General features: G+C 71.9%; 20 protein-coding genes. 9 read left to right on the top strand and 11 right to left on the bottom strand.

Annotated elements, in window-relative coordinates; all coding sequences use genetic code 11:
* Window positions 1-80 precede the first annotated feature (80 nt).
* Complete coding sequence (locus ACIRRY_RS33020; RefSeq protein WP_403979962.1) at window positions 81-1,598, top strand: GNAT family N-acetyltransferase; 1,518 nt, start codon at window positions 81-83, stop codon at window positions 1,596-1,598.
* Here the strand turns inward: ACIRRY_RS33020 and ACIRRY_RS33015 are convergent.
* Window positions 1,567-2,814 (bottom strand): trans-sulfuration enzyme family protein, encoded by a 1,248-nt coding sequence (locus ACIRRY_RS33015; RefSeq protein WP_403979960.1) that lies wholly within the window; start codon window positions 2,812-2,814, stop codon window positions 1,567-1,569. The genes ACIRRY_RS33020 and ACIRRY_RS33015 overlap by 32 nt on opposite strands.
* A 60-nt stretch (window positions 2,815-2,874) precedes the next feature.
* Here ACIRRY_RS33015 and ACIRRY_RS33010 point away from each other — a divergent pair, with 60 nt between their 5' ends.
* Window positions 2,875-3,369, top strand: coding sequence for an Lrp/AsnC family transcriptional regulator (locus tag ACIRRY_RS33010; protein ID WP_200679061.1), 495 nt, complete (start codon window positions 2,875-2,877; stop codon window positions 3,367-3,369).
* A gap of 33 nt (window positions 3,370-3,402) precedes the next feature.
* Window positions 3,403-5,094, top strand: coding sequence for a DUF885 domain-containing protein (locus ACIRRY_RS33005; protein WP_403979957.1), 1,692 nt, complete (start codon window positions 3,403-3,405; stop codon window positions 5,092-5,094).
* Between the two features lie 152 nt (window positions 5,095-5,246).
* Here the strand turns inward: ACIRRY_RS33005 and ACIRRY_RS33000 are convergent, their stop codons facing one another.
* On the bottom strand, window positions 5,247-5,765 hold the full coding sequence (locus ACIRRY_RS33000) for an immunity 21 family protein (protein ID WP_403979954.1): 519 nt from the start codon (window positions 5,763-5,765) through the stop codon (window positions 5,247-5,249).
* A gap of 120 nt (window positions 5,766-5,885) precedes the next feature.
* Window positions 5,886-6,365: a rhodanese-like domain-containing protein gene (locus ACIRRY_RS32995; RefSeq protein ID WP_403979951.1), complete on the bottom strand. Its 480-nt coding sequence runs from the start codon at window positions 6,363-6,365 to the stop codon at window positions 5,886-5,888.
* A 131-nt stretch (window positions 6,366-6,496) separates the two neighbouring features.
* On the opposite strand from ACIRRY_RS32995, the gene ACIRRY_RS32990 reads away from it, so the two are divergent.
* Entirely contained in the window at window positions 6,497-6,943 is a 447-nt protein-coding gene (locus ACIRRY_RS32990) for an Lrp/AsnC family transcriptional regulator (RefSeq protein ID WP_403979949.1), read from the top strand.
* Between the two features lie 21 nt (window positions 6,944-6,964).
* On the opposite strand, the gene ACIRRY_RS32985 is transcribed toward ACIRRY_RS32990, so the two are convergent.
* From ACIRRY_RS32985 to ACIRRY_RS32975, 3 genes are read right to left on the bottom strand one after another with little or no spacing between them, the layout of a single operon-like run.
* The gene (locus ACIRRY_RS32985; protein ID WP_403979947.1) at window positions 6,965-9,955 is read right to left on the bottom strand and encodes an AAA family ATPase; all 2,991 of its coding nucleotides are present in this window, start codon (window positions 9,953-9,955) and stop codon (window positions 6,965-6,967) included.
* Window positions 9,952-10,161 carry a hypothetical protein gene (locus tag ACIRRY_RS32980; protein WP_403979945.1) on the bottom strand — a complete coding sequence of 70 codons (210 nt, stop codon included), beginning with the start codon at window positions 10,159-10,161 and terminating at the stop codon, window positions 9,952-9,954. The genes ACIRRY_RS32985 and ACIRRY_RS32980 overlap by 4 nt, the downstream gene beginning before the upstream one ends.
* The gene (locus tag ACIRRY_RS32975; RefSeq protein WP_403979942.1) at window positions 10,158-11,321 is read right to left on the bottom strand and encodes an exonuclease SbcCD subunit D; all 1,164 of its coding nucleotides are present in this window, start codon (window positions 11,319-11,321) and stop codon (window positions 10,158-10,160) included. Before ACIRRY_RS32975 ends, ACIRRY_RS32980 begins: the two co-directional genes overlap by 4 nt.
* Before the next feature lie 841 nt (window positions 11,322-12,162).
* On the opposite strand from ACIRRY_RS32975, the gene ACIRRY_RS32970 reads away from it, so the two are divergent.
* Window positions 12,163-14,166, top strand: coding sequence for a protein kinase (locus ACIRRY_RS32970; protein ID WP_403979940.1), 2,004 nt, complete (start codon window positions 12,163-12,165; stop codon window positions 14,164-14,166).
* 7 nt (window positions 14,167-14,173) lie between these two features.
* Here the strand turns inward: ACIRRY_RS32970 and ACIRRY_RS32965 are convergent, their stop codons facing one another.
* A complete protein-coding gene (locus ACIRRY_RS32965; RefSeq protein WP_403979937.1) occupies window positions 14,174-14,809 on the bottom strand; it encodes a YigZ family protein in 636 nt (211 codons plus the stop codon).
* A 125-nt stretch (window positions 14,810-14,934) separates the two neighbouring features.
* On the opposite strand from ACIRRY_RS32965, the gene ACIRRY_RS32960 reads away from it, so the two are divergent.
* Both ACIRRY_RS32960 and ACIRRY_RS32955 read left to right on the top strand, forming a co-directional pair.
* Window positions 14,935-16,920 carry an amino acid transporter gene (locus tag ACIRRY_RS32960; protein ID WP_403979935.1) on the top strand — a complete coding sequence of 662 codons (1,986 nt, stop codon included), beginning with the start codon at window positions 14,935-14,937 and terminating at the stop codon, window positions 16,918-16,920.
* A gap of 5 nt (window positions 16,921-16,925) precedes the next feature.
* Window positions 16,926-17,747, top strand: coding sequence for an SDR family oxidoreductase (locus ACIRRY_RS32955; RefSeq protein WP_403979932.1), 822 nt, complete (start codon window positions 16,926-16,928; stop codon window positions 17,745-17,747).
* Between the two features lie 13 nt (window positions 17,748-17,760).
* On the opposite strand, the gene ACIRRY_RS32950 is transcribed toward ACIRRY_RS32955, so the two are convergent.
* Together ACIRRY_RS32950 and ACIRRY_RS32945 are read right to left on the bottom strand one after the other, a co-directional pair.
* Entirely contained in the window at window positions 17,761-18,306 is a 546-nt protein-coding gene (locus tag ACIRRY_RS32950; RefSeq protein ID WP_403979930.1) for a SixA phosphatase family protein, read from the bottom strand.
* Window positions 18,303-19,139: a hypothetical protein gene (locus tag ACIRRY_RS32945; RefSeq protein ID WP_403979927.1), complete on the bottom strand. Its 837-nt coding sequence runs from the start codon at window positions 19,137-19,139 to the stop codon at window positions 18,303-18,305. Before ACIRRY_RS32945 ends, ACIRRY_RS32950 begins: the two co-directional genes overlap by 4 nt.
* 176 nt (window positions 19,140-19,315) lie before the next feature.
* On the opposite strand from ACIRRY_RS32945, the gene ACIRRY_RS32940 reads away from it, so the two are divergent.
* Complete coding sequence (locus tag ACIRRY_RS32940; protein WP_403979924.1) at window positions 19,316-20,116, top strand: carboxypeptidase regulatory-like domain-containing protein; 801 nt, start codon at window positions 19,316-19,318, stop codon at window positions 20,114-20,116.
* Window positions 20,117-20,127: 11 nt separating this feature from the next.
* On the opposite strand, the gene ACIRRY_RS32935 is transcribed toward ACIRRY_RS32940, so the two are convergent.
* Entirely contained in the window at window positions 20,128-21,009 is an 882-nt protein-coding gene (locus tag ACIRRY_RS32935; protein WP_403979922.1) for an alpha/beta fold hydrolase, read from the bottom strand.
* A 118-nt stretch (window positions 21,010-21,127) separates the two neighbouring features.
* Between ACIRRY_RS32935 and ACIRRY_RS32930 the strand changes: the two genes are divergently transcribed.
* Window positions 21,128-23,734, top strand: coding sequence for a BTAD domain-containing putative transcriptional regulator (locus ACIRRY_RS32930; protein ID WP_403979920.1), 2,607 nt, complete (start codon window positions 21,128-21,130; stop codon window positions 23,732-23,734).
* Window positions 23,735-23,747: 13 nt separating this feature from the next.
* Here ACIRRY_RS32930 and ACIRRY_RS32925 read toward each other — a convergent pair whose 3' ends face one another.
* On the bottom strand, window positions 23,748-25,706 hold the full coding sequence (locus ACIRRY_RS32925; RefSeq protein ID WP_403979918.1) for a hypothetical protein: 1,959 nt from the start codon (window positions 25,704-25,706) through the stop codon (window positions 23,748-23,750).
* Between the last annotated feature and the right edge of the window lie 181 nt (window positions 25,707-25,887).

Below are 25,887 nucleotides of genomic sequence, written 5' to 3'. Positions count from 1 at the left end.
AAAAGGTACAGAACCACGCTTTTACCGGTAGGTCACAGAGCGTTCGTGATCACGCAACACCCTTCCTTCACAGTGGATGCATGAGTCGAGACATGTTTGATGTGACGCGCGCGAAGCACGGGCGTCCGGTGCACCACTGGCGGCGGGACCTGGTGGAGCTGGCCGCGCTGTTCACGGCGGTCGCGGTGGCGGACGTCGTGGCGAATCTGGTGGGGCACGGGCCCGGCGGTCCGGCGCTGCTGGCGATCTCCGCGCTGGCGCTGGTCGCCACGGCGGGGTTCCACACGTGGTGGTCACGCCGCCACGGTCATGCGCCGCCGACGGGCGATACCGATGCCCGGCCGGCCGCGACCGTGCGGCGGACCGGGCCCTCCGAATCGGAGCCGCTGTCCGAGTCCAAGTCCGGGTCCAAGTCCGGGCCTGGGTCCAAGTCCGGGCCCGGGTCGTCGTCCCAGTCCGAGTCCGAGCAGTCCGGCGCGACACCCGACGCCGTCGCCGAACCGGCCGCGCTGTGGCGCATGCGGACGACGGTGCAGGACGCGCCGGGATCGCTGGCGGTGTTGTGCACGGCGCTGGCCGGCTGGCAGGTCGACATCCTGAGCCTGCAGACGCATCCGCTGGCCGAGGGCACGGTGGACGAGTTCCTGCTGCGGGCGCCGGCAGAGGTCGCGGCGTCCGAGATCACCCGGGTGGTGTCGTCCGCCGGCGGTTCGAGCACCTGGATCGAGCGGGCCGACGCCCACGATCTGGTGGACGCGCCGACCCGCGTCCTGGGCCTGGCCACGCGGACAGCCCTGGACGCGGCGGAACTGCCCCTGGCGCTACGACAGTTGCTGGGCCGGTGCACCATCCGTTCGCTGCCCGCGACCACCGCGGGCAAGGGGCGCGAGCCGGAATCGGTGCCGGTGGAGGGGGCGTTGGAGGACACGGTCATGCGACTGCGGGCGCCGGAAGGCGGAGTGATCACGGTGGAGCGGCCGTATCTGCCGTTCACGCCCACCGAGTTCGCCCGGGCGCGGGCGCTGGTCGAGTTGGACGCCCGGCTCGGTCCGCGCGTCCCGCGCAGCCAGGACGTACTGACGCTGCCCGAGGGCAACGCGATCACAGTGCGGCGCGCGGACACCGGTGATCTCGACGCAGCGCGGGAGATGCACGAGCGGTGCTCGGCGCGGACGCTGGGCATGCGCTATCACGGGCCGGTCGGTGACGCCGACCGCTATCTGAACCACCTGCTCTCTCCGCGTTTCGGGCGGACGCTCGCCGTGCAGACGGCGTCGGGGCGGATCGTGGGGCTCGGGCACCTGTTGTGGGACGGGGACGAGACGGAGGTCGCGCTGTTGGTCGAGGACGACTGGCAGCGGCGGGGGATCGGGAGCGAGTTGTTGGGGCGGTTGGTGGGGATGGCTGTGGAGGCGGGGTGCGAGAGCGTGTATGCCGTGACGCAGGCGTCCAACACGGGGATGGTTGCGGCGATGCGGGGGCTTGAGTTGCCGCTCGACTATCAGATCGAGGAGGGGACGTTGGTGGTTACCGCTCGGCTGGGTACGGTGGTGACTTCTGCGGACGTTACGGAGTTCGGGAAGGCCGAAGCGCCGTAGTCGTTGAGGATTCGTTGGCGGGTGCGGGTGCGTTGTGGCTGGTCGCGCGGTTCCCCGCGCCCCTTTGGAGGGGCGCTAGCGCCCCGTCCAAATCGCTCCATAGGTCCTCTACATCCTCCAAGCCCACCGACAGCCTCAGCAGACCGTCACTCACACCCGCACCCCTTCTGTCCCCCTCATTCATCACCCGGTGGCTGATCGATGCCGGGTGTTGGATGAGCGTGTCCACGCTGCCGAGGCTTACCGCGGGAGTGATGAGGCGGACTCCCGCGATGACCTCGTGGGGGTCTCCGTGGACCTCGAAGGCGATCATCGCGCCGCCGAGCCGTGGGTAGTGGACGCGGGCGACGCGTGGGTCGGCGGTGAGGCGGCGGGTCAGTTCGGCGGCGGTGGCGGAGGCGGCCCGGATTCGTACCGGCAGGGTCGCGAGGCCGCGCAGCAGCAGGTAGCCGGCCAGTGGATGGAGGACGCCGCCCGTCATGAAGCGCACCTGACGGAGCAGTCCGGCGAACTCCTCGTCGCAGGCCACCACACCCCCCATCACGTCGCCGTGTCCGCCGAGGTACTTGGTGGCGCTGTGCAGGACGAGGCGCGCGCCGTGTTCGGCGGGGCGTTGCAGGACGGGGGTGGCGAAGGTGTTGTCGGCGAGGAGCGGGACCGAGCCACAGGAGTGGGCGACGGCGCGCAGATCGAGTTCGGCCAGGGTCGGGTTGGCCGGGGACTCGACGATGACCAGACCGGTGTCCGGGCGCAGCGCGTCGGCGATACCGGCCGGGTCGGTCCAGGTCACCTCGGTGCCGAGCAGCCCGGCGGTGAGGAGGTGGTCGCTGCTGCCGTAGAGGGGTCGTACGGCCACCACGTGCCGTAGCCCCGTCGCGGCCCGCACGAGCAGGACCGCGGTCAGGGCTGCCATGCCGCTGGCGAACGCCACCGCGCTCCCGGTGCCTTCGAGGCGGGCGAGGGCGGTCTCGAAGCGGGCGACGGTCGGGTTGCCGACGCGGCCGTAGACGGGTGGGCCGTCGGGTGCGGCGCCGGTGGTGGTGAAGGCGTCGACGCGGGCGGCCTCGGCGCGGCTGTCGTACGACGGGTAGGTGGTCGAGAGGTCGATCGGCGGGGCGTGCAGGCCCTGCCGGGCGAGGTCGTCACGGCCGGCGTGCACGGCTTCGGTGGCAAGTGCGCGCAGGGGCGGGGAGGTGTGCAGGCTCGCTGAGTCCATACACCGAAGGGTGAACAATCACCGGCTCGTTGGTGGCGAACACCGTGTTACGTTCGGGCGATGAGCGAATCCGTCGTACTCGATCCGGTGGATCTCCATCTGCTGCGGTTGTTGCAGAACGACGCCCGGGCGACGTATCGCGAGCTCGCGGAGCAGGTCGGGGTCGCGCCGTCGACGTGCCTGGACCGGGTGGCGCGGCTGCGCCGGGCCGGTGTGATCCTCGGGCATCAACTGCGGGTCGATCCGGCCAAGTTGGGGCGCGGTCTGGAGGCGCTGCTGTCGGTGCAGGTCAGGCCGCATCGGCGGGAGTTGGTGGGGCCGTTCGTGGAGCGGATCCGGGCCCTGCCGGAGTCGCGGACCGTGTTCCATCTGACCGGCCCCGACGACTATCTCGTCCATGTGGCCGTCGCGGACATGGCCGATCTGCAGCGGCTGGTCCTGGACGAGTTCACGTCACGGCGCGAGGTGGCACGGGTGGAGACGCGGTTGATCTTCCAGCAGTGGGACTGCGGGCCCTTGCTGCCGCTTGCCACGCCCGTAGCTGAATCGGGGTGACGGGGGCGAGTTCGGCGTATGAGGATGGTCTCCATGTCGCAGACCAGTACTCCGCTGCCCCGGCAGGTCGCCGACGCCTACGTCGACGACCTCATCACCCTCGATCCGGTCACCGGTACGTATCTCGGCGTGAAGGAGAGTTCGAGCAGGCTGCCCGATCTCTCCCCCGCAGGTCAGGAACGACTCGCGGAGCTTCAGCGGGCGACCCTCGCGAAGCTCGACGAGGCAGAGCGCCGGCCCGGCGCGGACAGTGACAGCGAGCGTCGTTGCGCGCGGCTGTTGCGCGAGCGGCTGACCGCCGAACTCGCCGTGCACGAGGCCGAGGAGAGCCTCCGCGCGGTCGGCAACATGCATACGCCCGCGCACTCGGTGCGTGAGGTGTTCACGGTGACGCCGAACGGGACGGACGAGGACTGGGCGGCGATCGCGGAGCGGTTGCGCGCGGTGCCGACCGCGCTGGCGGGTTACCGCGAGTCCCTCCAACTGGGCCTGGACCGCAAGCTGTTCGCGGGCCCGCGCCCGACGGCGACCTTCGTCGGTCAGCTCACCGAATGGTCGGACACGGACGGCGCGGGGCTCGGCTGGTTCGAGGACTTCGCCTCGGCGGGCCCCGAGGCGCTGCGCGCCGAACTGGTCGAGGCCGCCCGGGCTGCGGACGCGACCGTGGTGGAGCTGCGGGACTGGACGCGCGATGTGTACGCGCCGGCCGTCGAAGGCGCGCCGAACACGGTGGGCCGTGAGCGCTACGCGCGTCTGTCGCGCTACTTCAACGGTACGGACCTCGATCTCGACGAGGCGTACGCGTACGGCTGGTCCGAGTACCACCGGCTGCTCGCCGAGATGAAGCAGGAGGCCGAGAAGATCCTGCCCGGCGCCGGGACACCGTGGGTGGCGCTCGCGCACCTCGACGAGCACGGTCGGCACATCGACGGTGTCGAGGAGGTCCGCGAGTGGTTGCAGGGCCGGATGGACAGGGCGATCGAGAATCTGGACGGCACACACTTCGAACTCGCCGAGCGGGTAAGGAAGGTGGAGTCGCACATCGCGCCTTCGGGCAGTGCGGCGGCGCCGTACTACACACCGCCGTCGGAGGACTTCTCGCGTCCGGGCCGCACGTGGTTGCCGACGATGGGGCAGACGCGGTTCCCGGTCTACGACCTCGTCTCGACCTGGTACCACGAGGGCGTCCCCGGCCATCATCTCCAGCTCGCGCAGTGGACACATGTCGCCGGGAACCTCTCCCGCTACCAGGCCACCGTGGGCGGGGTCAGCGCCAACGCCGAGGGCTGGGCGCTGTACGCGGAGCAACTGATGGACGAGCTGGGCTACTTGGAGGACGCGGAGGAGCGACTCGGCTACCTCGACGCGCAGATGATGCGCGCCACCCGGGTCATCGTCGACATCGGCATGCACCTGGAGATGGAGATTCCAGCGGACTCGCCCTTCCACCCCGGTGAGCGGTGGACGCCGGAGCTGGCGCAGGAGTTCTTCGGCGCGCACAGCAGCCGCCCGGCGGACTTCGTGGAGAGCGAGCTGACCCGCTACCTCACGATCCCGGGCCAGGCCATCGGCTACAAACTCGGCCAACGGGCCTGGCTGTTGGGCCGCGAGAACGCACGGCAGCGACACGGAGACGCCTTCGACCTGAAAGCCTGGCACATGGCCGCGTTGTCGCAGGGTTCGTTGGGGTTGGACGACCTGGTGGACGAGCTGTCTCAACTGTGACGCACACCTGATACAGGTGCCATGTCGGCGGCCGGGTCCGGGAGTTCGGGACCCGGCCGCCGCGTGCGTCCGGGGACATGGATGAAGTCCCTTAATCCGTCCGCCAGTTCCGGCATTCAACCGCGTGCCGACGCCCCGTCACCCGTCACCCGTCAGCCAGAAAGCCGCCGAAGTTGGACGAGCCCGAGCCACGTCTCCGGGCCCGGTTGCGCCTGGCCCGCGCGGACTGCGTAGCGGCCCGGTTCCAGGTCGACCTTCAGGTGTTCCGTGCCTTCCGAGTCCCGGCCGGGCCAGGCCGAGTCGAAGAGGACGAGTGGTCCGGGTACGTGCCACTCCACCTCGTTCTCCCAGGACGCGCAGGCGAGCGCGGCGGGCACGCCGGCCAGTGCCTCGTCCTCGGAGTTCGCGGCACACCAGCGGACGAACGTGCCGTGTTCCGGCAGGAAGGCGGTCGACGCGGGATCGTCGCCCAGGACCAGCGCCGCGCTGTCGCCGACGGGCAGCAGGCCGGCGTATCCACGCACCTCGCACGCCCGGTCGTAGTCCGAGGCCAGTTCATCACCGTCGGCTCCCGTCCAGAACGGCAACACCGTCTGCGGCACCGCTATGAGCGGTCCGCCGCCCGACTCCACCCACTGCACCGCCGTTCCCGGCTCCGCGTATCGCGCCATGGGCAGAACCTACACGCACAGCTGTCCCACATGTTCGTGGTTCGGGAGACCCGCGTGTCCGTGCGGCTGACACGCGAACTCACGTGCCGGGGAGCCTAGTTGACGGGCTGCGCCCAGGAATCAACAGCCGCAGTCGCCCGCCGCCACCGGTGCCGTCAACGAGTCGGTCGCACGTCGTTCACGCCCTTCCCACGTCTCGAACTCGAAGCCCTCACGCACCCAGTACTCGAAGCCGCCGAGCATCTCCTTGACCTGGTACCCGAGTTCGGCGAGCGCGAGGGCGGCGCGGGTGGCGCCGTTGCAGCCCGGGCCCCAGCAATACGTCACGACCGGCACGGACTTGTCGAGGAGAGCCTCGGCCTCGTCGGGGACGAGCGCGGTGGGGAGGTGGACCGCTCCAGGGATGTGCCCCTGGTCCCAGGACTCGGTGGACCGTGAGTCGAGGACGACGAAACCGGGGTCGCCGCCGGCCGCGAGCCCGGCGGCCACGTCGGAGACGTCGGCGTGGAAGGCGAGGCTCGCGCGGAAGTGGGCGGCCGCTGCCGCGGGCGCGGCGGGTGCGACCCGCAGAACGGGGTTGACGGCGACGGTGCTGCTCATGGTTCGGCCTTTCACGAGGTATCGCGGGATGTCCCCACAGCCAGAAATCTACGGTCGCCGACCCGCCCATCGAAGGGACGATCCCCGCCATACCCTTGATCAGCCGGGGATTCCCCTGCTATTCATCAGGGATGACCGAGTATTCCCCGGATGCCACCGACTGGCACATCCTCGACGTCCTCCAACGCGAGGGCCGGGCCAGTTTCGCCGAGCTGGCGCGGGCCGTCTCCATGTCCGCGAGCGCGGTCACCGAGCGGGTGCGGCGGCTGGAGGAGGCGGGCGTGATCCAGGGGTACGCGGCGGTCGTGGACCCCGAGCGGCTGGGCCTGCCGATCCTGGCGTTCGTGCGGCTGCGTTATCCGAACGGCCACTACAAGCCCTTCCACGACCTGGTCGCGGTGACGCCGGAGATCCTGGAGGCGCATCACATCACGGGCGACGACTGCTTCATGATCAAGGTCGCGGCCCGTTCGATGCGCCACCTGGAGGAGGTGTCGGGGAAGATCGGCGCCCTGGGATCGGTCACCACCAGCGTCGTCTACTCCTCACCGCTCCCCCGCCGCCCCCTGGGTCACTGACTTCGCCGGCTTCACCCGATCTCACAGCCCCCGCTGCCGTACGGCCGACCCCGCCCGCCCCTTCACGACCTCCAACTGCGCGTGGATGCGCCGCCGCAGATCGGCGACATGGCTGACGATGCCGACGCTGCGGTCCCGTTCACGCAGGGAGTCGAGGACGTCGAGGACCTCGTCGAGGGTCTGCTCGTCGAGGCTGCCGAAGCCCTCGTCGATGAAGAGGGTGTCGAGCCGGACCCCGCCGGCCTCGTCGGTGACCACGTCCGCGAGCCCGAGCGCGAGGGCGAGCGAGGCGAAGAACGTCTCGCCGCCGGACAGCGTCGCCGTGTCCCGCTCCCGCCCGGTCCACGCGTCGACGACATGCAGCCCGAGTCCGCTACGCCCGCGCCCGGCCCGGTCGTCGGAGTGGACGAGGGTGTAACGGCCGGACGACATGCGCTGCAACCGTACGGTCGCCGCCGCGGCCACCTGTTCCAGCCGGGCGGCGAGGACGTACGACTCCAGGCGCATCCGGCGTTCGTTGTCGGCGGAGGTGCCCGCGGTGAGGGCGGCGAGGCGGGCTACCCGGTCGTACTCCTCGCGCAGCGGCGCCAGTTGGCGCGCTCCGGTGGCCGACCGGGCGGAGAGCCGGTCGAGTTGGACACAGCGCTGGGCCGCCGCGTCGGACGCGGAGGCCGCGTCACGGGTCCGCTGTACGGCCGTGGTCGCGGCGCGTGATGCCGAGTCCAGGTCGGCGGGGGCCTGTTGCGCGGCTGCCGCCGTGTCGGCCTCCGCCAGGACGGCCCGTACGGCGGCCTCCTCCGACTGCCAGGCGTCCAGGCGCCGTTGGAGTTCGCGATGGGCGGTGTCGTCGAGGAGGGCGGCGGCAGCGGCCTGCGGGGTGTCGAACCCGGCGCGGAACGCGGCGTCGGCGAGCCGGGCGTCGGCGTCCTTCAGACGCTGCGCGGTGTCCTCGGCGACACGGACGGCGTCGGCGGCGTCGGTGAGCAGCGCGGCCTGCCGCTCCAACTGGGCGGCACGCGCGGCCACACTGTCGGCGGCGCCTCGCGAGTGCGTCAACTCCCCTTCCAGGGAGACCTGTTCGCGTTCCAGACTGTCCCGGAGGGTGGTACGGGAAGCGGCTCGGACCGCGGCCTGCTGCTGGATCTCGGTCCGTCGATGGTGCTCCTGCTCGGCCCGGCGCAGCTCCTCGGTGGCGGGATGCAGCCAGGACGCGTCCCGCCGCGCCTCCTCGTAGAGCCGCTCCAACTCCGCCACCTCGTCGGCGAGTTGACCGGTCGGCGCGTCACCCGCCTCGGCGGTGGCGGCGGCGAGGGCTTCGCGTACGACGCCCAGGCGGCGCTCGGCCCCGGTGCGCTGTTCCTCGGCGCGCTGGTGGGCGGTGAGGGCCTGCTCCTCCGCCGCGCGGTCGACGTGCCCGGCGGATTTGCGGGCGGGGGCGGGGTGTTCGGTGGCTCCGCAGACGGCGCAGGGTTCGCCGTCGGTGAGGTGGGCGGCGAGTTCGGCGGCGATGCCGTTGAGACGCTGCTCCTTGAGGTCGAGCCAGTGGGCGCGCGCCGTCAGGGCACGGTCGGCCAGAAGCAGCACCTGCCGCTGGGTGTCCTCCGTGTCACCGGCGAACTGGTCCCGCTGCCGGGCCGCCCCGAGCCGCCGCCCGGCGGGTTCGCGCCGGACGCCGAGCTGTTCGGCCCGGGTGGTGGCCTCCTGCGCCGACTCGATCCGTGCCTGAAGTTCCGCGCGGGTCGTGTCCCACTCGGCGAGCCAGGCATCGGCCTCCTGCCGTACGTCGTCGTCGGCGCGCTCCTGCCGCTCCAACTCGGCGCGTTCCACGCCGAGTTCGGTGAGCCGTTGCTCGGCGCGGCGGGCCGACTCGAGTCCGCCCAGCTCCTCGGCGGCCCGGCGGGCGGCGGCGGCGAGTCCGGCCGCACCGGCGCCCGCGAAGGTGTCCGGCAGCAGGTCCCGTGTGCGGGTCTCGGCCCGGGCGGCTGCCCGGTGCTCGGTGTCGGCCGCGTCCCACAGGTCCAGCGCCGGCGCCACGGACTCCGCCTTCCGGGCCCGCTCCATCCGCGCCTGCGCCTGCTGATAGCCGTCGGCCCGCTCCGCCAGGAGCGCGGCCCGCTCCCGTGCCTGCGCGAACCGCTGTTGCAGCCGCGCCAGTTCGCGTGCGTCGGCAAGTTCGCGGTCGGCCGCGGCCTGGGCGGACTCGGCGGCGGCGAGGCGGCTGTGGGCGACGGCGAGTTGTTCGCGTGCGGTGCTGCGGGCGACGGCCGCCGCGCTCAACACCGCGTCGGCGAGGCCGGGTTCGCCCGGGGCGAGCTCGGGCAGCTCCATGGCGTCACCGGCCGCCTGCTGCATGCGGTGCGCGTCGGCGAGCAACTCGGCGTCGCCCTCGCGGACTTGGGACTCGGTGGCCCGGCGCCGCTCGGCGAGCCGCTTCTCGACCTCGGCGAAGCGGTGGGTGTCGAAGAGCCGGCCGAGCAGTTTGCCGCGCGCCTCGGCGTCGGAGCGCAGGAACCGCGCGAACTCGCCCTGGGGCAGCAGCACGACCTGGCAGAACTGTTCCCTGCTCATCCCGAGGAGCTGGGTGATCTCCTCGCCGATCTCCTGGTGCGAGCGGCTGAGGTCCTTCCAGGCGCCGGTACTCGCGTCGTACTCGCGCAGCCAGCTCTGTGCCTTGTCCAGGGTGCTGCCCGTGCCGCGCTTCTTGGGGCGCGCCCAGGGCGGCTGCCGGGTGAGTTCCAACCGCCGCCCGGCGACGGTCAGTTCGAGCCGCACCTCGGTGCGGGTGGCGGCCTCCGCGTGGTCGCTGCGCAAGGTGATCCCCTGGCCGGACTGGCGGACGCCGGGGACGGAGCCGTAGAGCGCGTAGCACACGGCGTCGAGGACGGAGGTCTTGCCGGCGCCGGTGGGCCCGTGCAGGAGGAAGAGCCCGGCGGAGGAGAGTTCGTCGAAGTCGACGGTCTGGGACCCGCCGAAGGGACCGAAGGCGGTGATGTCGAGCCGGTGCAGCCTCATCGGGCGCCGCCCCCTTCTTCCGCGAGCCGCCCGTGGCCGACGCCGACCAGCCCGGCCACCGCCACCGCACCGGGCCACGTGCCCACGGCTCGCGCGTAGCGGACCCCTACCCGACCGGCCACCGCCACCACACCGGGCCGCGCGCTCACGGCTCGCGCCCCGCCGACACCACGCCGACCGTCCACCGCACCCCGCCACGCGCTCACGGCGCCACCTCTCGTACGACCGAGTCCGCGCGCACCGCGTCGAACGCCTCCTGGAGCACGGCCTGTTCGTCCTCGTCGGGTCCGGCGCCGCGTACGTGGGCCACGAAGTCGTCGGCGATCTCACGGTCGTTGCGGCCAGCGAGGCGCCGGGCGTAGGACAGGTCGGGGTCGTCGGCGGTCCGCTCGGGGTCGAAGACGAGGCTGAGCGTGTGCGGGAAGCGCTCGGTGAGCCGGGCCATGGGGTCGGCCGGGCGCACCGGGTCGGTGAGCGTCGCCTCGACCCACGCCTCCTCGTGCCGCGCGAGCTCGGGATCGTGGAGCAGATGCTCCAACGTGCCCCGGATCCGGGCCAGTTCGCGTGGTACCGGGCAGTCGAGGCGTTCGGCGGTGACGGCTCCGGCGGCGTCGAGGTCGATGAGCCACATGCTCTTGCGGTGGTCGGTCTCGGAGAAGGAGTACGGGAGGGGCGAGCCCGAGTAGCGGACGCGTTCGGTGATCTTCTGGGAGCCGTGCAGGTGTCCCAGCGCCGCGTAGTCGACGCCGTCGAAGACACCGGCCGGTACGGCGGCGACTCCCCCGACGGTGATGTCCCGCTCACTGTCGCTGGCCTCGCCGCCGGTGACGAAGGCATGCGCGAGGACCACGGAACGGGTGCCGGGCGGGCGAGCGGCGAGGTCGGCGCGGACACGGTCCATGGCGGCGGCGAGGACCGTCTCGTGGCCGGCCTTCTCCACCCCGAACTCGGCCTTCACCAGGGCGGGTTCGAGATACGGCAGCCCATAGAAGGCGACGTCGCCGAACGCGTCCGGGATCACCACGGGCGTCCCGCACGCCGACGGCGCGGTGCGCAGGTGGATGCCCGCGCGGTCGATCAGTCCCGCGCCGACGCCGAGGCGGCGGGCCGAGTCGTGGTTCCCGGAGATCATCACCGTGGGCACGCCCAGGTCGGCGAGCCGGTGCAGGGTGTCGTCGAAGAGCTCGACCGCGGCCAGCGGCGGCACCGCGCGGTCGTACACGTCTCCCGACACGACCACCGCGTCCACGGCGCGCTCACACACGGTGGTGACGAGATGGCTCACGAAGTCGGCCTGGGCGTCGAGCATGTTCACGCGGTGGAACGCCCGGCCCAGGTGCCAGTCGGAGGTGTGCAGCAGTTTCATGGAGCCACCACGCTAGCGCCTGTGGACCCCCTGGTTCACCACGGCCACACACTCGCCCCCGCCCCGGCGAACAAGAAGCCGGGAATATCCGATATGTCATTGCCGAACATGCTTTATGTCATCGCCTGGTAGACGAGGTTCCGCAACTGGCGGCGCAGCGGGGTCCGGTGCTTGCCCCACGTGACGACCTGGGTGCAGAAGACCGCCGTGACCCCGTCGACGGGGTCCACGAAGAAGTGGGTGTTCGCGGCACCGGACCAGCCGAACTCCCCCTTGTTGCCTTCGCGGTACTGGACGAAGCGCTGCCGCCACCACCACCGCAGGCGGTGGTCAGGAGCGCGAGCCCGGCGGCACCGGCCGTGACGGTGAGAGCGAGACGCGAACGGGTCATCTGAACCTCCGGCGTTGAGGCGTCGAATGGGAACGCGGGGTTCACCGGGCGTGGGGAAGGAGGCCACCGTCTTGGGGGCCGCTCCGTTGCGTGAGTCCGCGGAATGTCGGGCGGCGGGACGATCTCACCATGAGCGAGTGTCCCTAAATAAGCCGCTTCAGGGAAGCATGTGAGTAAATCTATGGTTCGGCCCATTCTTGTGGAGTTCGAGCCGGGCAAGGGGTGCGAAGTGGGCTCATTATTCGGTCGGCCGCTCCGATCCCCGCACGACATCAGTCCGCTGAACGGACCGCCGCCCACAAAAACCTCAACTCCCCTGTCGCACACATGTGCTGCGCTAACCTCACGTCACACGCACCACGCGAGAGACACAGGGTTCCCATGCCAGTCGAGTACCGCGGTCGGTCCGAAACGATGGCCTATGCGGCGGCGGGGATGGAACCGCCTCCCGTGGTCCCGTTGCGGAAGAACGACCCCCGGCAGGCCGGCCAGTACCGGCTGATGTCGGTGCTCGGCAGCGGCGGGATGGGCCGGGTCTATCTCGGCCGCGACGGCACCGGCGCCACCGGCCCGGCCGCCGTGAAGGTGATCCGGCCCGAGTACGCGGAGGACCCGCTCTTCCGGAAGCGCTTCGAGCGCGAGGTCGGCGCCCTGGACAGCATCCGAGGGGCGCACATCGTACGGCTGCTGGGCAGCGGCTGTGACGAGGACCTGGTCTGGGTCGCCACCGAGTACATACCCGGGCCCACCCTCGCGGAGCTGGTCGACGCGCGCGGGCCGGTCGACGCGGCGGCGGCCTGGCGTCTGCTGGCCGACGTGGGGCGGGCGATCGAGGCGATCTGGCGCGCGGGGATCGTGCACCGCGACCTCAAGCCGTCCAACGTCATCCTGGGTGCCGACGGCGCCCGCGTCATCGACTTCGGTGTCGTCCAGGCCGGCGACGGCACCTCGATCACCGCCACCGGCCAGAACGTGGGCACCCCCGCCTACATGTCCCCGGAGCAGGTACGCGGCCGGGAGGTGACCGCCGCCTCCGACATCTTCTCGCTGGCCTCCATGCTCACCTACGCCGTCGCCGGGGAGGCGCCGTTCGGCGAGGGCACGGGCGTCGACGTGCTGCACCGGGTGGCGTTCGACCCGCCCCGGGAGGACGTCCTGGAGAAGGTCGCGGGCGTCGACACGGAACTGGCCGCGTTCATCCGCACCTGCCTGGACAAGGACCCCGAGCTGCGGCCCTTGCCCGAGGCGGTGTTCAGGACGGCCATCGGACACCAGTTGTCCGCACCGGTCGGCGATCCGCCACGGGTCCCCGCCCGGCGCGGGCCCGCTCCCGCCGAACGACTCGAAGGGCGCAACGGACTCGACGGACTCAAGGGGTTGGATCGGCCCGACGCCCGTCCCGACCCGGCGCCCCCGGCCCCGCCCGTGCCTCCCGGCACGCCCGGGGAACACGCGAACTCCTCCGGGAAACAGACGAATTTCCCCGGGAAGCACGCGGACTCCTCCGGAAAACGCGCGAACACCCTTGGAAAACGCGGGAAGTTGATCGCGGGCGCCGTCGTCGCGGCGGCCGTCCTCGTGGCCGGCAGCATCACCGCGACCGTGCTCCTGTTGCGGCACGACGACCCCTCGGCGCCGTCCGGTGCCCGGGCGGACACACCCCCGGCGTCCGCCGCACCGGAGAACTCGCCTTCGGCGACGGGCAGTTCACCGAGTACGGCCGCCGGCGCGTCGGCGACGAAGCCCGGGGCGTCGCAGAGCCCCTCGCGCGCGCCGGTCATCGGTGATCCCGCGAGCCTCGACATCCGGCTCGCCTCCTGCGTCACCGAACTCGTCTCGGGCTCCCACGGCGACTGCGTCAAGGCGCTCCAACTCCTCCTCGGCGGCCACGGTTTGCACGTCACGGTCGACGGCGAGTTCGGGAAGGCCACGGTCGACGCGTTGAAGGCCTTCCAGACGGAGGCCGGAACCACCGCCGACGGAACGGTGGACGGGCAGACCGCCACGCTGCTGTACGGCACGCAGCGCGGGCCCGTCCGGACCGGTTCGGTGACCGTCACCGAGAGCATGCACGCCGTCGATGTCGCCCGGTGCCTCGACGCCCACGTCAGCGCCGTACAGGTGTGGGCGTGCGACGGATCGGCGCCCCAGAAGTGGGCGCTGTTCCGTGTGCCCGGGCACAACTCCCAGTACCTGGTGGTCAATCAGGACAGCCACGACTGTCTGGACGCCGACGCCAGTACGGTCGGCCAGAACTTCTCGAAGATCCGGACCAAGAGCTGCGACGGGCTGAGCGCGCAGCGGTGGCAACTGGGCGGCACCGGAACCCTGGTCAGTGTCCCGGACGGTTTCTGTCTGGACGCGGAGGCCTCCGAGTCGGGACAGGACGGTCAGACGGTGCAGACCTTCGGCTGCGCGGGCAGCTCCAACCAGGTCTGGAACTGGACCTCCTGACACCGCATCAGACGGGTCGGGCGTCGCCGTACGCCTCGCCGCCCAGCTCCAGTTCCGCCGTCCCCGCCGTCGCATCGGCCAACCACGCCCGGAACGCGTCCACTTCGGCGTCCGGCAGCCCGATCTCGATCGTGACCGCCTCGCCGTAGCGGACGTCCCTGACCTCGCGGCCGGTGGCGCGCAGGTCGTTCTGGATCTTGCCGGCGCGCTGGTGGTCGACGGTGACCGTGGCGAGCCGGAAGCGGCGGCGGGTGAGGGTGCCGAGCGTGTCGAGCGCCTCGCCGACCGAGCCGCCGTAGGCGCGGATGAGGCCGCCCGCGCCGAGCTTGACGCCGCCGTAGTAGCGGGTGACGACGGCGACGACGTACCGCATGTCGCGGCGGAGCAGCATCTGGAGCATGGGGACGCCCGCGGTGCCGCCGGGTTCGCCGTCGTCGCTCGCCCTCTGGATCGCGGCGTCGGCGCCGATGACGTAGGCGAAGCAGTTGTGGGAGGCGTCGGCGTGCTCCTTGCGGACACGGGTGACGAAGTCCTGCGCCTCCTGTTCGGTGGCCGCCGGGGCGAGGGCGCACAGGAAGCGGGAGCGGTTGACCTCGGTCTCGTGCACGCCCGGGCGGGCCACTGTGCGGTACTCGTCCTGCATCCGGCCAGCCTATGCGCAGGGCTGTCGGTCGCCCCGGGTCCGGGTACGGGTGACGATGTGGTGGATACTCGCTCCTCGTTGCCCGGGCCCCGGGCACGCTCGTCCGATCGCAGGGAGTTCTCAGCATGACCGGCGCGCAGGTGGAGCCTACGGAGAGCACGGAGTCCGACGGTTCAGGGTCCGCCGCCGAGCGCTGCCGGGCCTGGCTCCTGGACGGTCTGAGCGAGCAGAGCGCCCGGCATCCGGGCCCGCACGCCACCCCGGACCCGGAGCACGAGGGTCACAGCTGGTGGCGGGTCATGTGTCTGACCGGCGTCGACTACTTCTCCACCCTCGGCTACCAGCCGGGCATCGCCGCCCTCGCCGCCGGACTGCTCTCCCCGCTGGCGACGGTCGTCCTGATCGGGCTGACGCTGCTCGGGGCGCTGCCGGTCTACCGGCGGGTGGCGCACGAGAGTCCGCACGGCGAGGGGTCGATCGCCATGCTGGAGCGGCTGCTGCCGTGGTGGTCGGGGAAGATCTTCGTCCTGGTCCTGCTGGGCTTCGCGGCCACCGACTTCATGATCACGGTCACCCTGTCGGCGGCGGACGCGGCGGCGCACGTCGTGGAGAACCCGTTCGCGCCGGGCTGGATGCACGGCGGCAACACCTGGATCACGCTGGTGCTCGTCGGCGCGCTGGGCGCGGTCTTCCTCAAGGGGTTCCGGGAGGCCATCGGGATCGCGGTGGTGCTGGTGGGCGTGTATCTCTCGCTCAATGTGGTGGTCCTCGCGGTGTCCGCCTGGGAGGTGCTGAGCCACCCGGTGAAGATCGGCGACTGGACGGACGCGGTGACGGCAGCGCACTCCTCGCCGCTCGCGATGGTCGGCGTCGCGCTGCTCGTGTTCCCGAAACTCGCGCTCGGCATGTCCGGCTTCGAGACCGGTGTGGCGGTGATGCCGCAGGTCAAGGGCGATCCGACGGACACCTGGGAGAAGCCGACGGGCCGCATCCGCGAGACCCGCAAGCTGCTCACCACCGCCGCTGTGATCATGTCGTGCTTCCTCCTCCTCTCCAGCCTGGCGACCACGATCCTGATCCCGCAGAGCGCGTTCAAGACCGGCGGCCCGGCGAACGGGCGCGCCCTCGCCTATCTCGCGCACGAGCACCTCGGCCAGGTCTTCGGCACGTTCTACGACGTCTCGACGATCGCGATCCTGTGGTTCGCGGGCGCGTCCGCGCTCGCCGGGCTGCTGAACCTCGTACCGCGCTATCTGCCGCGCTACGGCATGGCGCCGGAGTGGACGCGGGCGGTACGCCCTCTGGTCCTCGTGTTCATGGTGACGGCCGTCCTGATCACCCTGTGGTTTCACGCGAGCGTCGACGCGCAGAGCGGTGCGTACGCGACCGGCGTCCTGGTGCTGATGCTGTCCGCGGCCTTCGCCTCCACGGTCACCGTGCACAAGCGCGGCCACCGCAAGGCCACACTCGGGTTCGGCACGATCACCGCCGTGTTCGCGTACACCCTGGTCACGAACGTCATCGAACGGCCCGACGGCATCAAGATCGCGGGCATCTTCATCCTGCTGATCCTGGTGACGTCGTTCGGTTCGCGCGTCCACCGCGCCTTCGAACTCCGCGCCGCCGAGGTCACGTTCGACAGCGCGGCGGCCCGTTTCATCGACGAGGCGGCACACAGCGGACCGCTCCGGCTGATCGCCAACGAGCCCCAGGAGCACAGCAGTCGGGAGTACCGGGCCAAGGAGTACAGCCAGCGCGAGGAGACCCATATCCCGGACCGCGGGCCGGTGTTGTTCCTGGAGGTGCTCCTCCACGACTCCTCGGACTTCTCGGCGGACATCACCGTGCACGGCGAGGAGAAGTACGGGGTACGACGACTCCGTGTCGAGGGCCCGACGGTCCCCAACGCGATCGCCGCCGTCCTGCTCTCCCTCCGCGACCGCACCGGCAAGGTCCCGCACGCCTACTTCACCTGGACCGAGGGCAACCCGGTCAGCCATCTGATCCGCTTCCTCGTCTTCGGGGACGGCGAGGTGGCCCCGGTGACCCGCGAGGTGCTGCGCCGCGCGGAACCGGACCCGGAGCGACGGCCCCGCGTCCACGTCGGCTGACCGCCGTGAGGATTCTCGTCGTCGGCGGCAGCGGCTTCCTCGGCACCGAACTCGTACGCCGGGCGAGCGCGGCGGGCTGGACCACGGCCGCGACGTACTGCTCCGCACGCCCCGGCAGCGCGCCCGGAGTCGCGTGGCATCGGCTCGACCTCCGCACGGACGCCCAACTCGGCGACCTGCTGGTCGAGTTGGAGCCCGACGCGATCGTCAACGCGACGAGCGGTCTGAGCGACTGGGCCGTCACCGCCGACGGTTCGGTCCGCGTGGCGCTGGCGGCGGCACGTCACGGCTGCCGTCTGGTCCATGTCTCCAGCGACGCCGTGTTCTCCGGTTCCCGGATCTCCTACGACGAGTCGTGCCTGCCGGATCCGGTCACCCCGTACGGTGCGGCGAAGGCCGCCGCCGAGACGGCTGTACGGCTCCTGACACCGGCCGCGGCGGTCGCCCGCACCTCGCTGATCATCGGCGAGGGCGGCTCCGCGCACGAGCGCATGGTCCACGAGCTGGCCGCCGGGACCCACGACGGCGTCCTGTTCACCGATGTCGTCCGCTGCCCGGTCCATGTCCAGGACCTGGCCGCCGCCCTGCTCGAACTCGCCGTGTCCGACCGGGCCGGGATGTTCCACCTCACCGGCCCGGACGCCCTGTCCCGTCACGAACTCGGTGTCCTCATCGCCCGGCGCGACGGACTCGACGCGAGCCGGCTCCCCACCGGGCGCGGAGAGGGCAACGCCATGGCCCTCGATGTCCGCCTCGACAGCCGAACCACCCAGGAACTGCTGGGCACGCGGCTGCGCGGCGCCCGGGAGTTCCTCCAAGTCCCTTAGCCGCGGGCCGACTTCAGGCCTTCTTGCCCCTCGGCACGATCAGGTCCGTCAGCAGGGCGGTGCCCGGGGCGAGGTCCTGCCAGGTGCTGCCGTGCCAGGCCAGGACGGCGATCGCCGAGGTCGGGAACTTCACGCGGACCTCGTCGAGCGCGTCGTCGAGACTGTCACCGGCGAGGTCGAGAACCAGCTCCTCCAGACCGGGGTTGTGCCCGATCAGGAGCAACGTCTCGACCTCGGGCGGCACTTGGTGGACGACGTCGAGGAGTTCCGGTACGTCGGCCGCGTACAGCCCCGGTTCGTACCGCACCGGCGGTGGGGTGCCCCACTCGGCGGAGGCCAACTCCCAGGTCTGGCGCGCCCGTACGGCCGTGGAGCACAGGGCGAGGTCCGGCAGGGAGTCGGCCTCGGCGAGCGCGACACCGGCGGCCGGGGCGTCGCGGCGCCCGCGCGGGGCGAGCGGCCGCAGCTGGTCGGGAACGCCCTCGGGCCAGGCGGACTTGGCGTGCCGCAGGACGACCAGACGACGCAGCGGGCGAGCTCCGGAACGGGCGGAGTTCACGCCAACGACCCGATGTCACGGGTGAGTTCGAGCCCGAGGAGCCGGTCCGCGTAGGCGTACGTCTCGAAGCGGGCGCCGTCGGGCAGGTCGGGCCAGGTCTCCACCCGGCGCAGCACCCGCAGTACCTCGGGCACGTTCAGGTCGTCCTCCCAGGCGGTCCGCAGCTCTACGCGCACCTCGTCGGGCACCGGCCGCGAGGGCCTGCGCGCCCAGCCGGCGACCGATCCACGCCAGTGCGCCAGCGTCTCCCGCGCCTCGTCCAGCGCCGCCGCGTCGAGCCGTAGCGGCTGGTCCCGGGGGTGCGAGAGCAGGGCGAGGCGGAGCGCGCCCGGGTCGGAGAGGTCGGGCGCGGCGGTCGTCGTGACAGTTTCGGTGGATGTCGTCGAGGCGGGGGTGGCGACGGTCTCCGTGGGTGTCGTCGAGGCCGTCGCGGGCGAATCGGCGGGTGCCACGGCGACCAGGACTCCGCCGGATGTCTCGGCGACCTCGGCCGCCACGTGGAGGACCTGTGCCTCGCCGAGTCCGGGGCCCAGGTCCGCGCCGTCCTCGAAGGGCCGTATGCCCAAGGCCCGTGCGGCAGCGCGGAGTTCGGCCTGCTCGTGCTCTCCGGTGAGGAGCGACCAGACGGGAGTTCCGCCGAGTTCCAGGGCGCGGACGAGGAGGTCGCTGACAAGAAGTACTCGTAGGGTCGTGGGGCCGAGGCCCGACGCGTGCGCCTCGACCCTGGTCAGGCCACGGCGGGCGGGGGCGGCTTCGACGGGCTCGCCGGTTCGGGCGTCGATGATGCGCAGCACGGCCTGAGCGTAGGCGGGCGGAGAGCCGTGCGCATGCATGTTCGCTCTGTTCCGGCCGAGGTGGCGGGATTCACGCCGGTCTGTCCGGTACACCGAGGTGCGAGACCTGACCGGCGTTCACCCGTTCGACCATCCCGCCTTCCTCGATGCCGGTGGGGCGTGTGGGGTGGGAGCAGCCGACCGCACCCCGGACGAGACGACCCCGGAGACTCCTGATGACCGACCGCCGCACGTTCCCCCACGGACGCCCGTCGTCGATGCCCGTTCGACGGCGGCCGCAGCTCCTCCTCCTCCTGACCGCCGCGTTCGTCGCGGGTACGGCGCTGCTGCCGCCCGGCGTCGTGGCCGCCGCGCCGCTCCGCGCCGACGTGCTGGGCGGTGGCGTGACCATCGTGCCGGGGCGGTCCGGGCTGGTGGAGATCAGCGGGTACAGGGGTGCCGCCCTGCCGGCCGGGTCCGCGCTGCGGCTGACCGCGCCCGCCGGGGCCCGGGTGACGGGGACGCCGCTGGCCGACACGGCGCGGTTCGAGGGCTCGGTGACCGCCGACGGTGCGAGCGGCACGTACACCTATGTCCGCGATTCGGGGGCGGGTTCGTGGAAGGACAGCGGCTATCCGTTCGCGCTCACCGTGGACGAACGGGCGGTGCCCGGGACGCGGCTGCCGGGGTGCGTCGCCGTGCTGACCGACGCGGGTGGGGTCCGGCGCGCGACCGGCGGGTGCACCGTGACCGTGGGCATGCCCGTGCCGACGCTGGGCGAACCGGCGGGCGGCACGTTCGTGTCCGGCGCGGCGCGGATCGCCGGGACCTCCTATCCGGGGGCGCGGGTGAGTGTCATGGACGCCGCCGAGGGCAAGGTGTGCGGGGGTGTCACACGCGCCGACGGCACCTGGTCGTGCACCCCGAGCAGCCCGCTGCCGTCGGGCGCCAACCGGCTGCACGCGAGTGCCGCCTTCAACGGGGTGTCGGCGGTCGGCGAGGACGTCGACTTCACGGTCACCGCGAGGACCGCCTGAGGAACATCGCTTCAGCGCTCGGCGACGAGTTCCCGCAGTGCCTTCGCTACGACGGACGGGTCCTCCTCCGCCATGAAGTGGCCGCAGGTGACCGTCCCGTGCCGCAGGTCCGGTGCCCAGGCGCTCCACAGCGCCGCCGCGTCGAAGCCGAGCGCGGCGCCCCAGTCCTGCTGGAGGACGGCGACCGGCATCCGCAGCCGGTTGCCGGCGTCGAGGTCGGCCCGGTCATGGGTGACGTCGATGCCGGCGGAGGCGCGGTAGTCGGCGACGATCGAGGGGACCGCGGCGCGGCAGGCGTCCAGGTAGGCGGTGCGGATCTCGGCGGGGATCGCGGCCGGGTCCCGGGTCCACAGGTCGAGGAAGTACCCGAAGAAGGCGTCGGGCGCGGCGGCGATCAACTCCTCGGGCAGGCCGGGAGGTTGGGCCATCAGGTAGAGGTGGAAGCCGACGGCGGCGGTGACGCCGTGCATAACGTCCCACATGTCCAGCGTGGGCAGTACGTCGAGGCAGGCCAGGTGGGTGATCGTGCCGGGGTGGTCGAGTCCGGCGCGGAAGGCGACCAGGGCGCCTCGGTCGTGCCCGGCGAGCGCGAAGCGGTCGTGGCCCAGGGCGCGGGCGAGGGCGACGACGTCCGCGGCCATGGTGCGCTTGGCATAGCCGGAGCCGTCGGTCTCGGCGGGCTTGTCGCTCGCGCCGTAGCCGCGCAGGTCGGGGCAGATCACCGTGTGGTCGGCGGCGAGGTCGGCGGCGACATGGCGCCACATGAGGTGGGTCTGCGGGAAGCCGTGCAGCAGCACGATCGGGCTGCCGGAGCCGGACACGGCCACGTTCAGCCGGACGCCGTCGGCGACGGGGACGCGGTGGTAGGTGAAGCCGGGGATGACAGGCGGCATGGTGCGCCCTTCCTTCGTGCGGTCGTGGTCGATACGTCCGAGCCTGCCGCGCGCCGATGAGCATCGAGTGAGCGCGCTACCGTGACCTGGGGCGATGCCCCGGAAAGGGTGGTCGGCGATGGAGGTCGCGTTCGGGGTGCTGGGGCCGGTCGCGGCCTGGGACGGTACCGGGGACCCGATCGCTCTGAAGGGGCCTCGGCACCGGGCCGTGCTGGCCCGGCTGCTCGTCGCCCGGCGTCGGGTCGTGCCGGTGGCGCGGCTGGTCGAGGATCTGTGGGCGGGCCAGGACGAGCCGCCCGCCGACGCGGTGGGCGCGGTGCGCACCTTCGTGTCGGCGCTGCGCCGGGCACTGGAACCGGAGCGCCCGCCGCGCACTCCGGCCCGGCTGCTGGTCACCGAGGGTCCGGGGTACGCGCTGCGGGCGGCGCCGGAGGCCGTGGACGCCTGGCGGTTCGAGCGGGCGGTGACCGCCGCCGGTACGCCGTCGGACCCGCACGCCCTCGCCCGGCTGACGGAGGCGCTGGGCTGGTGGCGGGGCCCGGCCTACGCCGACTTCGGCGAGGAGACCTGGGCCCGCGCGGAACGCTCCCGTCTCGCCGAACTCCGGCTGCACGCCGTCGAACGCCGGGCCGAGTCCCAACTCGCCCTGGGCCAGGCCGCCTTGGCGGTCCCCGACCTGGACGCGCATGTGGCCGAGCACCCGTGGCGCGAGGACGCGTGGCGTCTGCTGGCGCTTGCCCTCTACCGCACCGGCCGCCAGGGCGACGCGCTCGCGGTACTGCGCCGGGCACGCACCCTCCTCGTAGAACAACTCGGAGCGGACCCCGGCCCGACGCTGCGCCGCCTGGAAGCGGACATCCTGGACCATGCGGCACACCTGGACCCCGGGCACGATGGTCCTGCGGGATGGGGAGAGACGAGGGCAGCCGCCGCGTCGGACACCGGGGGCAGTGGTCCGGCGGAGCGCGGGTGGGCACAGGGGCCGGCCGCACAGGGTCCCGGAGCCGGGGGCCTTGAGGGACACCAGTGGGCACAGGCGGCCACCACGCAGGACCCTGGGCCCGGTGATCCAGCGGAACGCGGACGGGCACAAGGGCCGGCCGCGCAGGGTCCCGGAGCCGGGGGCCTTGAGGGACACCAGTGGGCACAAACGGCCACCCCACAAGACCCCCGGCCCGATGACCCAGCCGAACCCCGACGCACACAAGGGCCAGCCGCACAGGACCCCGGATCAGGTGGCCTTGAGGGACACAGGTGGGCACGAGCGGCTGCCACGCAAGATCCTGGGCCCAGTGATCCAGCGGAACGCGGACGGGCACAAGGGCCAGCCGCGCAGGGTCCCGGAGCCGAGGACCTTGAGCGGCACCGGTGGGCACAGGCGGCCACCCCACAAGACCCCCGGCCCGATGACCCAGCCGAACCCCGACGCGCGCAGGCCCCTGCCACCCAGGACCCCGGATCCGGCGACCCGTTCGAGCGGCAACGGCCGCAGACCGGCACCGCGCACAACCTCCGGCCCGACAGCCCGGCCGAGCGTGTCTGGGCGCAGGCAGCCGCCGCCTACGACCAGACCGTGGCATCCGGTGCCCGGGCCCGCCTGGAATCGACGGTGGGGCTCCTCCGCAACCTCGCGGTGACCGGCGGCGGCGGTCTGGCGGCGGCCCGGCAGCACCGGCTGGCGGCGATCACGGCGGCGCAGGAGCTGGGGGACGTCGAGCTCACCGCGCGGGTGATCGGCGCCTACGACGTCCCCGCGATCTGGTCCCGCGTCGACGACCCGCGACAGGCGGCGGCCACGGTGGCGGCGGCCGAGCGCACCCTGGCCGCGCTCCCGCCGGACGCCCATCTCGTCGCGCGCGCCCGCCTGTTGGCCACCGTCGCGCTGGAATCGCGCGGCACCCACTCCGCACGCGGACCCCAGGCCGCCCGCCAGGCCGAGGACATCGCCCGCCGGCTGAACGACCCCGCCCTGCTGGCCTTCGCCCTCAACGGCACCTTCATGCAGACCTTCCACCGCGCGGGCCTGGCCCCGCAACGGGACGCGATCGGCGCCGAGTTGATCGCCCTGTCCGCCCGGCACGGCCTGACCACCTACGAGGTGCTCGGGCATCTCGTCCGGCTCCAGTCCCGCAGCGCCCTCGCCGACTTCACCGGAGCCGACGAACACGCCACGGCGGCGGACCGTCTGTCGGAGCGTCATGAACTGCCGCTGGTCGGCGTGTTCACCGAGTGGTACCGGGTCCTACGGCTCACCGCGACCGGCAGCCCCCAGCCGGCCGAGGTGGCAACCGCCCACCAGCGAGCGGCACTTCGGCTGGACGGAGCCGGCATGCCAGGGCTGGAGCACGGGCTGCTTCCGCTGGCGCTGCTGTGTCTGCGCCTGCGGAACGGACAGCCCGCCCCGACCGACGAACACCTCGACTGGGGACCGTACGAACCATGGGCCCGTCCCCTCGTGTTGCTCGCCCACGACCGCCCCGCCGACGCCGGGGCCGCGCTCCACTCGCTCCCGGACCCGCCCCGCGACCATCTCTTCGAGGCGCTGTGGTGTCTCGCCGCCCGCGCGGCCCTCGCCGTGGGCGACCGAGACACCATGGAGCGCGCCCGCTCCGAACTGGCGCCCGCCGTGGGTGAGTTGGCCGGAGCGGGCAGCGGCCTGCTCACACTGGGCCCGGTCGCACGGCACCTCGACGATCTCGCCGTCGCGCTACGACGCCCTCGGTGAGCCGAAGTTCGCGTCAGCCGGTCACCTTCACCACCGCCGTCGCCCCCGCCCGCACCGTCGGTGTCGCGTACGTGTATGTCACGCCGTTGACCGTCGTGGTGTGTACGTGCTGCGCGACGCCGTCGACCGTGATCTTCTTGTGCACACCGGCGAAGCGGGCCTCCCAACTGTAGAAGCCCTTGCGGGAGTTGTTCGTCAGCGTGGTCTTCGTCGCGCCGTCGTGGCGGACGGTGACCGTACCCGTGCCGATGGGGACGTCCGCCGCCTGGAGCCACTTCATGCCGGACGGGAGCTGCGACTGAGTGGTCACCTTGCGGTCCGGCGCGTCCGGTGTGATGCCCATCAGGCCCTGGACGGTCTGGCTGACCAGGGTGAACGACACCTCCGGGTAGTCGCCGTTGGGGCCCTGGCTGGAGTTGACGTGCTGGGTCTCCCGCTCGCCGTAGATCTTCTGCATCCACTGCCAGGCGGTGTCGGGGCGGTTGTTCTTGAAGAACATGTCGGGGAGGTAGGTCGTCGACTCGATGTTGGGCGAGCCGTCCGGGCCCAGTTCCTGCGCCTGGATGTAGTCGAGGTAGGCGTCGCCCCGCGCGCCGGGGTCGATGATCTGCTTCATCGGCATGAAGACGCTGTTCTCCTTGCCCCAGCCGGTGACCGGGGTGCCGGAGGTCGTGTAGGCGCGGACCATGTCGGCCCCGCTGCCGGTGCCGCTCCAGTCGTCGTTGAAGTACGTCTTCAGATCGGCGGCCCGCTTGTCGTACGTCCTGGCCAGCGCGGTGTCGCCCTTGCCGCGCGCGAGGACGGCCATCGCGAGGTACGCCTGGTACTCGGAGGCGATGCCGTCGCCCGCCTCGGCGAGACCGTCGCCGTCCTGTTCGTTGTAGCTGGCGGCGCCCTGGAAGATGCCCTGGCCCGTGCCCTCGGCGACCTTGACCTTGCCGTTGTCCTTGGCGGAGTTGTGCAGGTCGATGAACTGCTCGGTGGCGTGCCGGTAGAAGTCCCACAGCACCGGGTCGTCGACGTATCGGCGGTCGCCGGTCCAGAGGTAGGCCTGGGCGGCCTTCTCGACGAGTTCGAAGGTGGCCGGCACCTCGCGGACGAAGTTGTCCGGGCTCTTGTAGTCGATGCTCAGATAGGTCTTGGCGTCGAAGTTGAGGGACCAGACGGGGAAGTACTTGTGCTCGGCGGTGGCCGACGCCGCGTAGGAACGGAGCATCGTCTCGTTCTCCTCGTCGAGGCCGATGAGGTGGGCGCCGGCGAGCTGGTGGGTCATGTCACGGGAGTAGTAGGCGCTGCGGTTGGCGTACCCGGCCCAGTAGGTGGGCTCGTACGTCGCGCTGCCGGTGCCGCCGGTCTGGTACTCGTCGACGTTCACCGGCCCTACCGTGCCGGGCAGTTGGACCCAGCTGTTGGCCTTCTTCTGGGCCCAGCCGAACATCGCGACGACCTCGGGGGCGGACGAGGTCACCTTCGGGTCGGCGGACGCGGCGGGCGAGACCATCAGGTCGTCGGCGTTGACCCAGGAGGTGCCGGAGCCGAAGACGATCTGCAGCCGGTCGCCGGTCCGCAGCTTGACACCGCTGATGGTGTACCGGGCGTAGCCGGGGTGCTGCGGCAGGGTGATCGTCTCGACGGTCTCGCCGTTGCGCCGGACCGTGTACGTACCGCCGGTGCCGGCGCTGCCGATCCACGCGGAGAAGTCGTAACTGCCGTCGCGGGGCGCGACGACGGTCGTCTCGCCGCTCTTGCCGGCTCCGGAGTCGAGGTAGAGGAAACGCTCGCCGCCGTGTCTGTTGCCGGTCCCGACGCCGGCACCCGAGGTGAAGGTCCAGCCCGTGCCGCCGTTCTCGAACCCCGGGTCGGGGATGGCGAGTTGGGGGCGGGGTGCGGCGGAGGCGGTGGCCGACAGAGCGGGAGCCATCGGTGCGAGCAGGGCAACAGCGGTGAGCAGCATGAGCCTTGAGGGCTTCATCGGGTCTCCCGGTCTTCGGCCACTGCGGGGTGGGGGCCGCGTGGCCGGAAAGCTAGCAGGGGCCGAAGTGGCGATTCAATGGTCATGCGCGAGAAACATGGAAGACACGCAGTCTCGCTGCTATGTTGCGTGGGAGGTTGAACTGAAAGCTTTCATCCATTCGTTGCAAGTCGGGATGGAG

The sequence above is a fragment of the Streptomyces sp. NPDC101776 genome (assembly GCF_044766845.1).
GTDB lineage: Bacteria > Actinomycetota > Actinomycetes > Streptomycetales > Streptomycetaceae > Streptomyces.
Note: the sequence above shows the minus strand (reverse complement) of the source record. Positions and strands in the feature narration are given on the sequence as shown.

What these genes read in the sequence shown, in the direction of transcription:
- ACIRRY_RS32985 (WP_403979947.1), bottom strand. Translation starts at nt 9,955, where the DNA reads ATGAGGCTGCACCGGCTCGACATCACCGCCTTCGGTCCCTTCGGCGGG.
- ACIRRY_RS32945 (WP_403979927.1), bottom strand. Translation starts at nt 19,139, where the DNA reads ATGCATGCGCACGGCTCTCCGCCCGCCTACGCTCAGGCCGTGCTGCGC.
- ACIRRY_RS33000 (WP_403979954.1), bottom strand. Translation starts at nt 5,765, where the DNA reads ATGGCGCGATACGCGGAGCCGGGAACGGCGGTGCAGTGGGTGGAGTCG.
- ACIRRY_RS32990 (WP_403979949.1), top strand. Translation starts at nt 6,497, where the DNA reads ATGACCGAGTATTCCCCGGATGCCACCGACTGGCACATCCTCGACGTC.
- ACIRRY_RS33015 (WP_403979960.1), bottom strand. Translation starts at nt 2,814, where the DNA reads ATGGACTCAGCGAGCCTGCACACCTCCCCGCCCCTGCGCGCACTTGCC.
- ACIRRY_RS32975 (WP_403979942.1), bottom strand. Translation starts at nt 11,321, where the DNA reads ATGAAACTGCTGCACACCTCCGACTGGCACCTGGGCCGGGCGTTCCAC.
- ACIRRY_RS32940 (WP_403979924.1), top strand. Translation starts at nt 19,316, where the DNA reads ATGACCGACCGCCGCACGTTCCCCCACGGACGCCCGTCGTCGATGCCC.
- ACIRRY_RS33020 (WP_403979962.1), top strand. Translation starts at nt 81, where the DNA reads ATGAGTCGAGACATGTTTGATGTGACGCGCGCGAAGCACGGGCGTCCG.
- ACIRRY_RS32925 (WP_403979918.1), bottom strand. Translation starts at nt 25,706, where the DNA reads ATGAAGCCCTCAAGGCTCATGCTGCTCACCGCTGTTGCCCTGCTCGCA.
- ACIRRY_RS33010 (WP_200679061.1), top strand. Translation starts at nt 2,875, where the DNA reads ATGAGCGAATCCGTCGTACTCGATCCGGTGGATCTCCATCTGCTGCGG.
- ACIRRY_RS32935 (WP_403979922.1), bottom strand. Translation starts at nt 21,009, where the DNA reads ATGCCGCCTGTCATCCCCGGCTTCACCTACCACCGCGTCCCCGTCGCC.
- ACIRRY_RS32995 (WP_403979951.1), bottom strand. Translation starts at nt 6,365, where the DNA reads ATGAGCAGCACCGTCGCCGTCAACCCCGTTCTGCGGGTCGCACCCGCC.
- ACIRRY_RS33005 (WP_403979957.1), top strand. Translation starts at nt 3,403, where the DNA reads ATGTCGCAGACCAGTACTCCGCTGCCCCGGCAGGTCGCCGACGCCTAC.
- ACIRRY_RS32930 (WP_403979920.1), top strand. Translation starts at nt 21,128, where the DNA reads ATGGAGGTCGCGTTCGGGGTGCTGGGGCCGGTCGCGGCCTGGGACGGT.
- ACIRRY_RS32960 (WP_403979935.1), top strand. Translation starts at nt 14,935, where the DNA reads ATGACCGGCGCGCAGGTGGAGCCTACGGAGAGCACGGAGTCCGACGGT.
- ACIRRY_RS32965 (WP_403979937.1), bottom strand. Translation starts at nt 14,809, where the DNA reads ATGCAGGACGAGTACCGCACAGTGGCCCGCCCGGGCGTGCACGAGACC.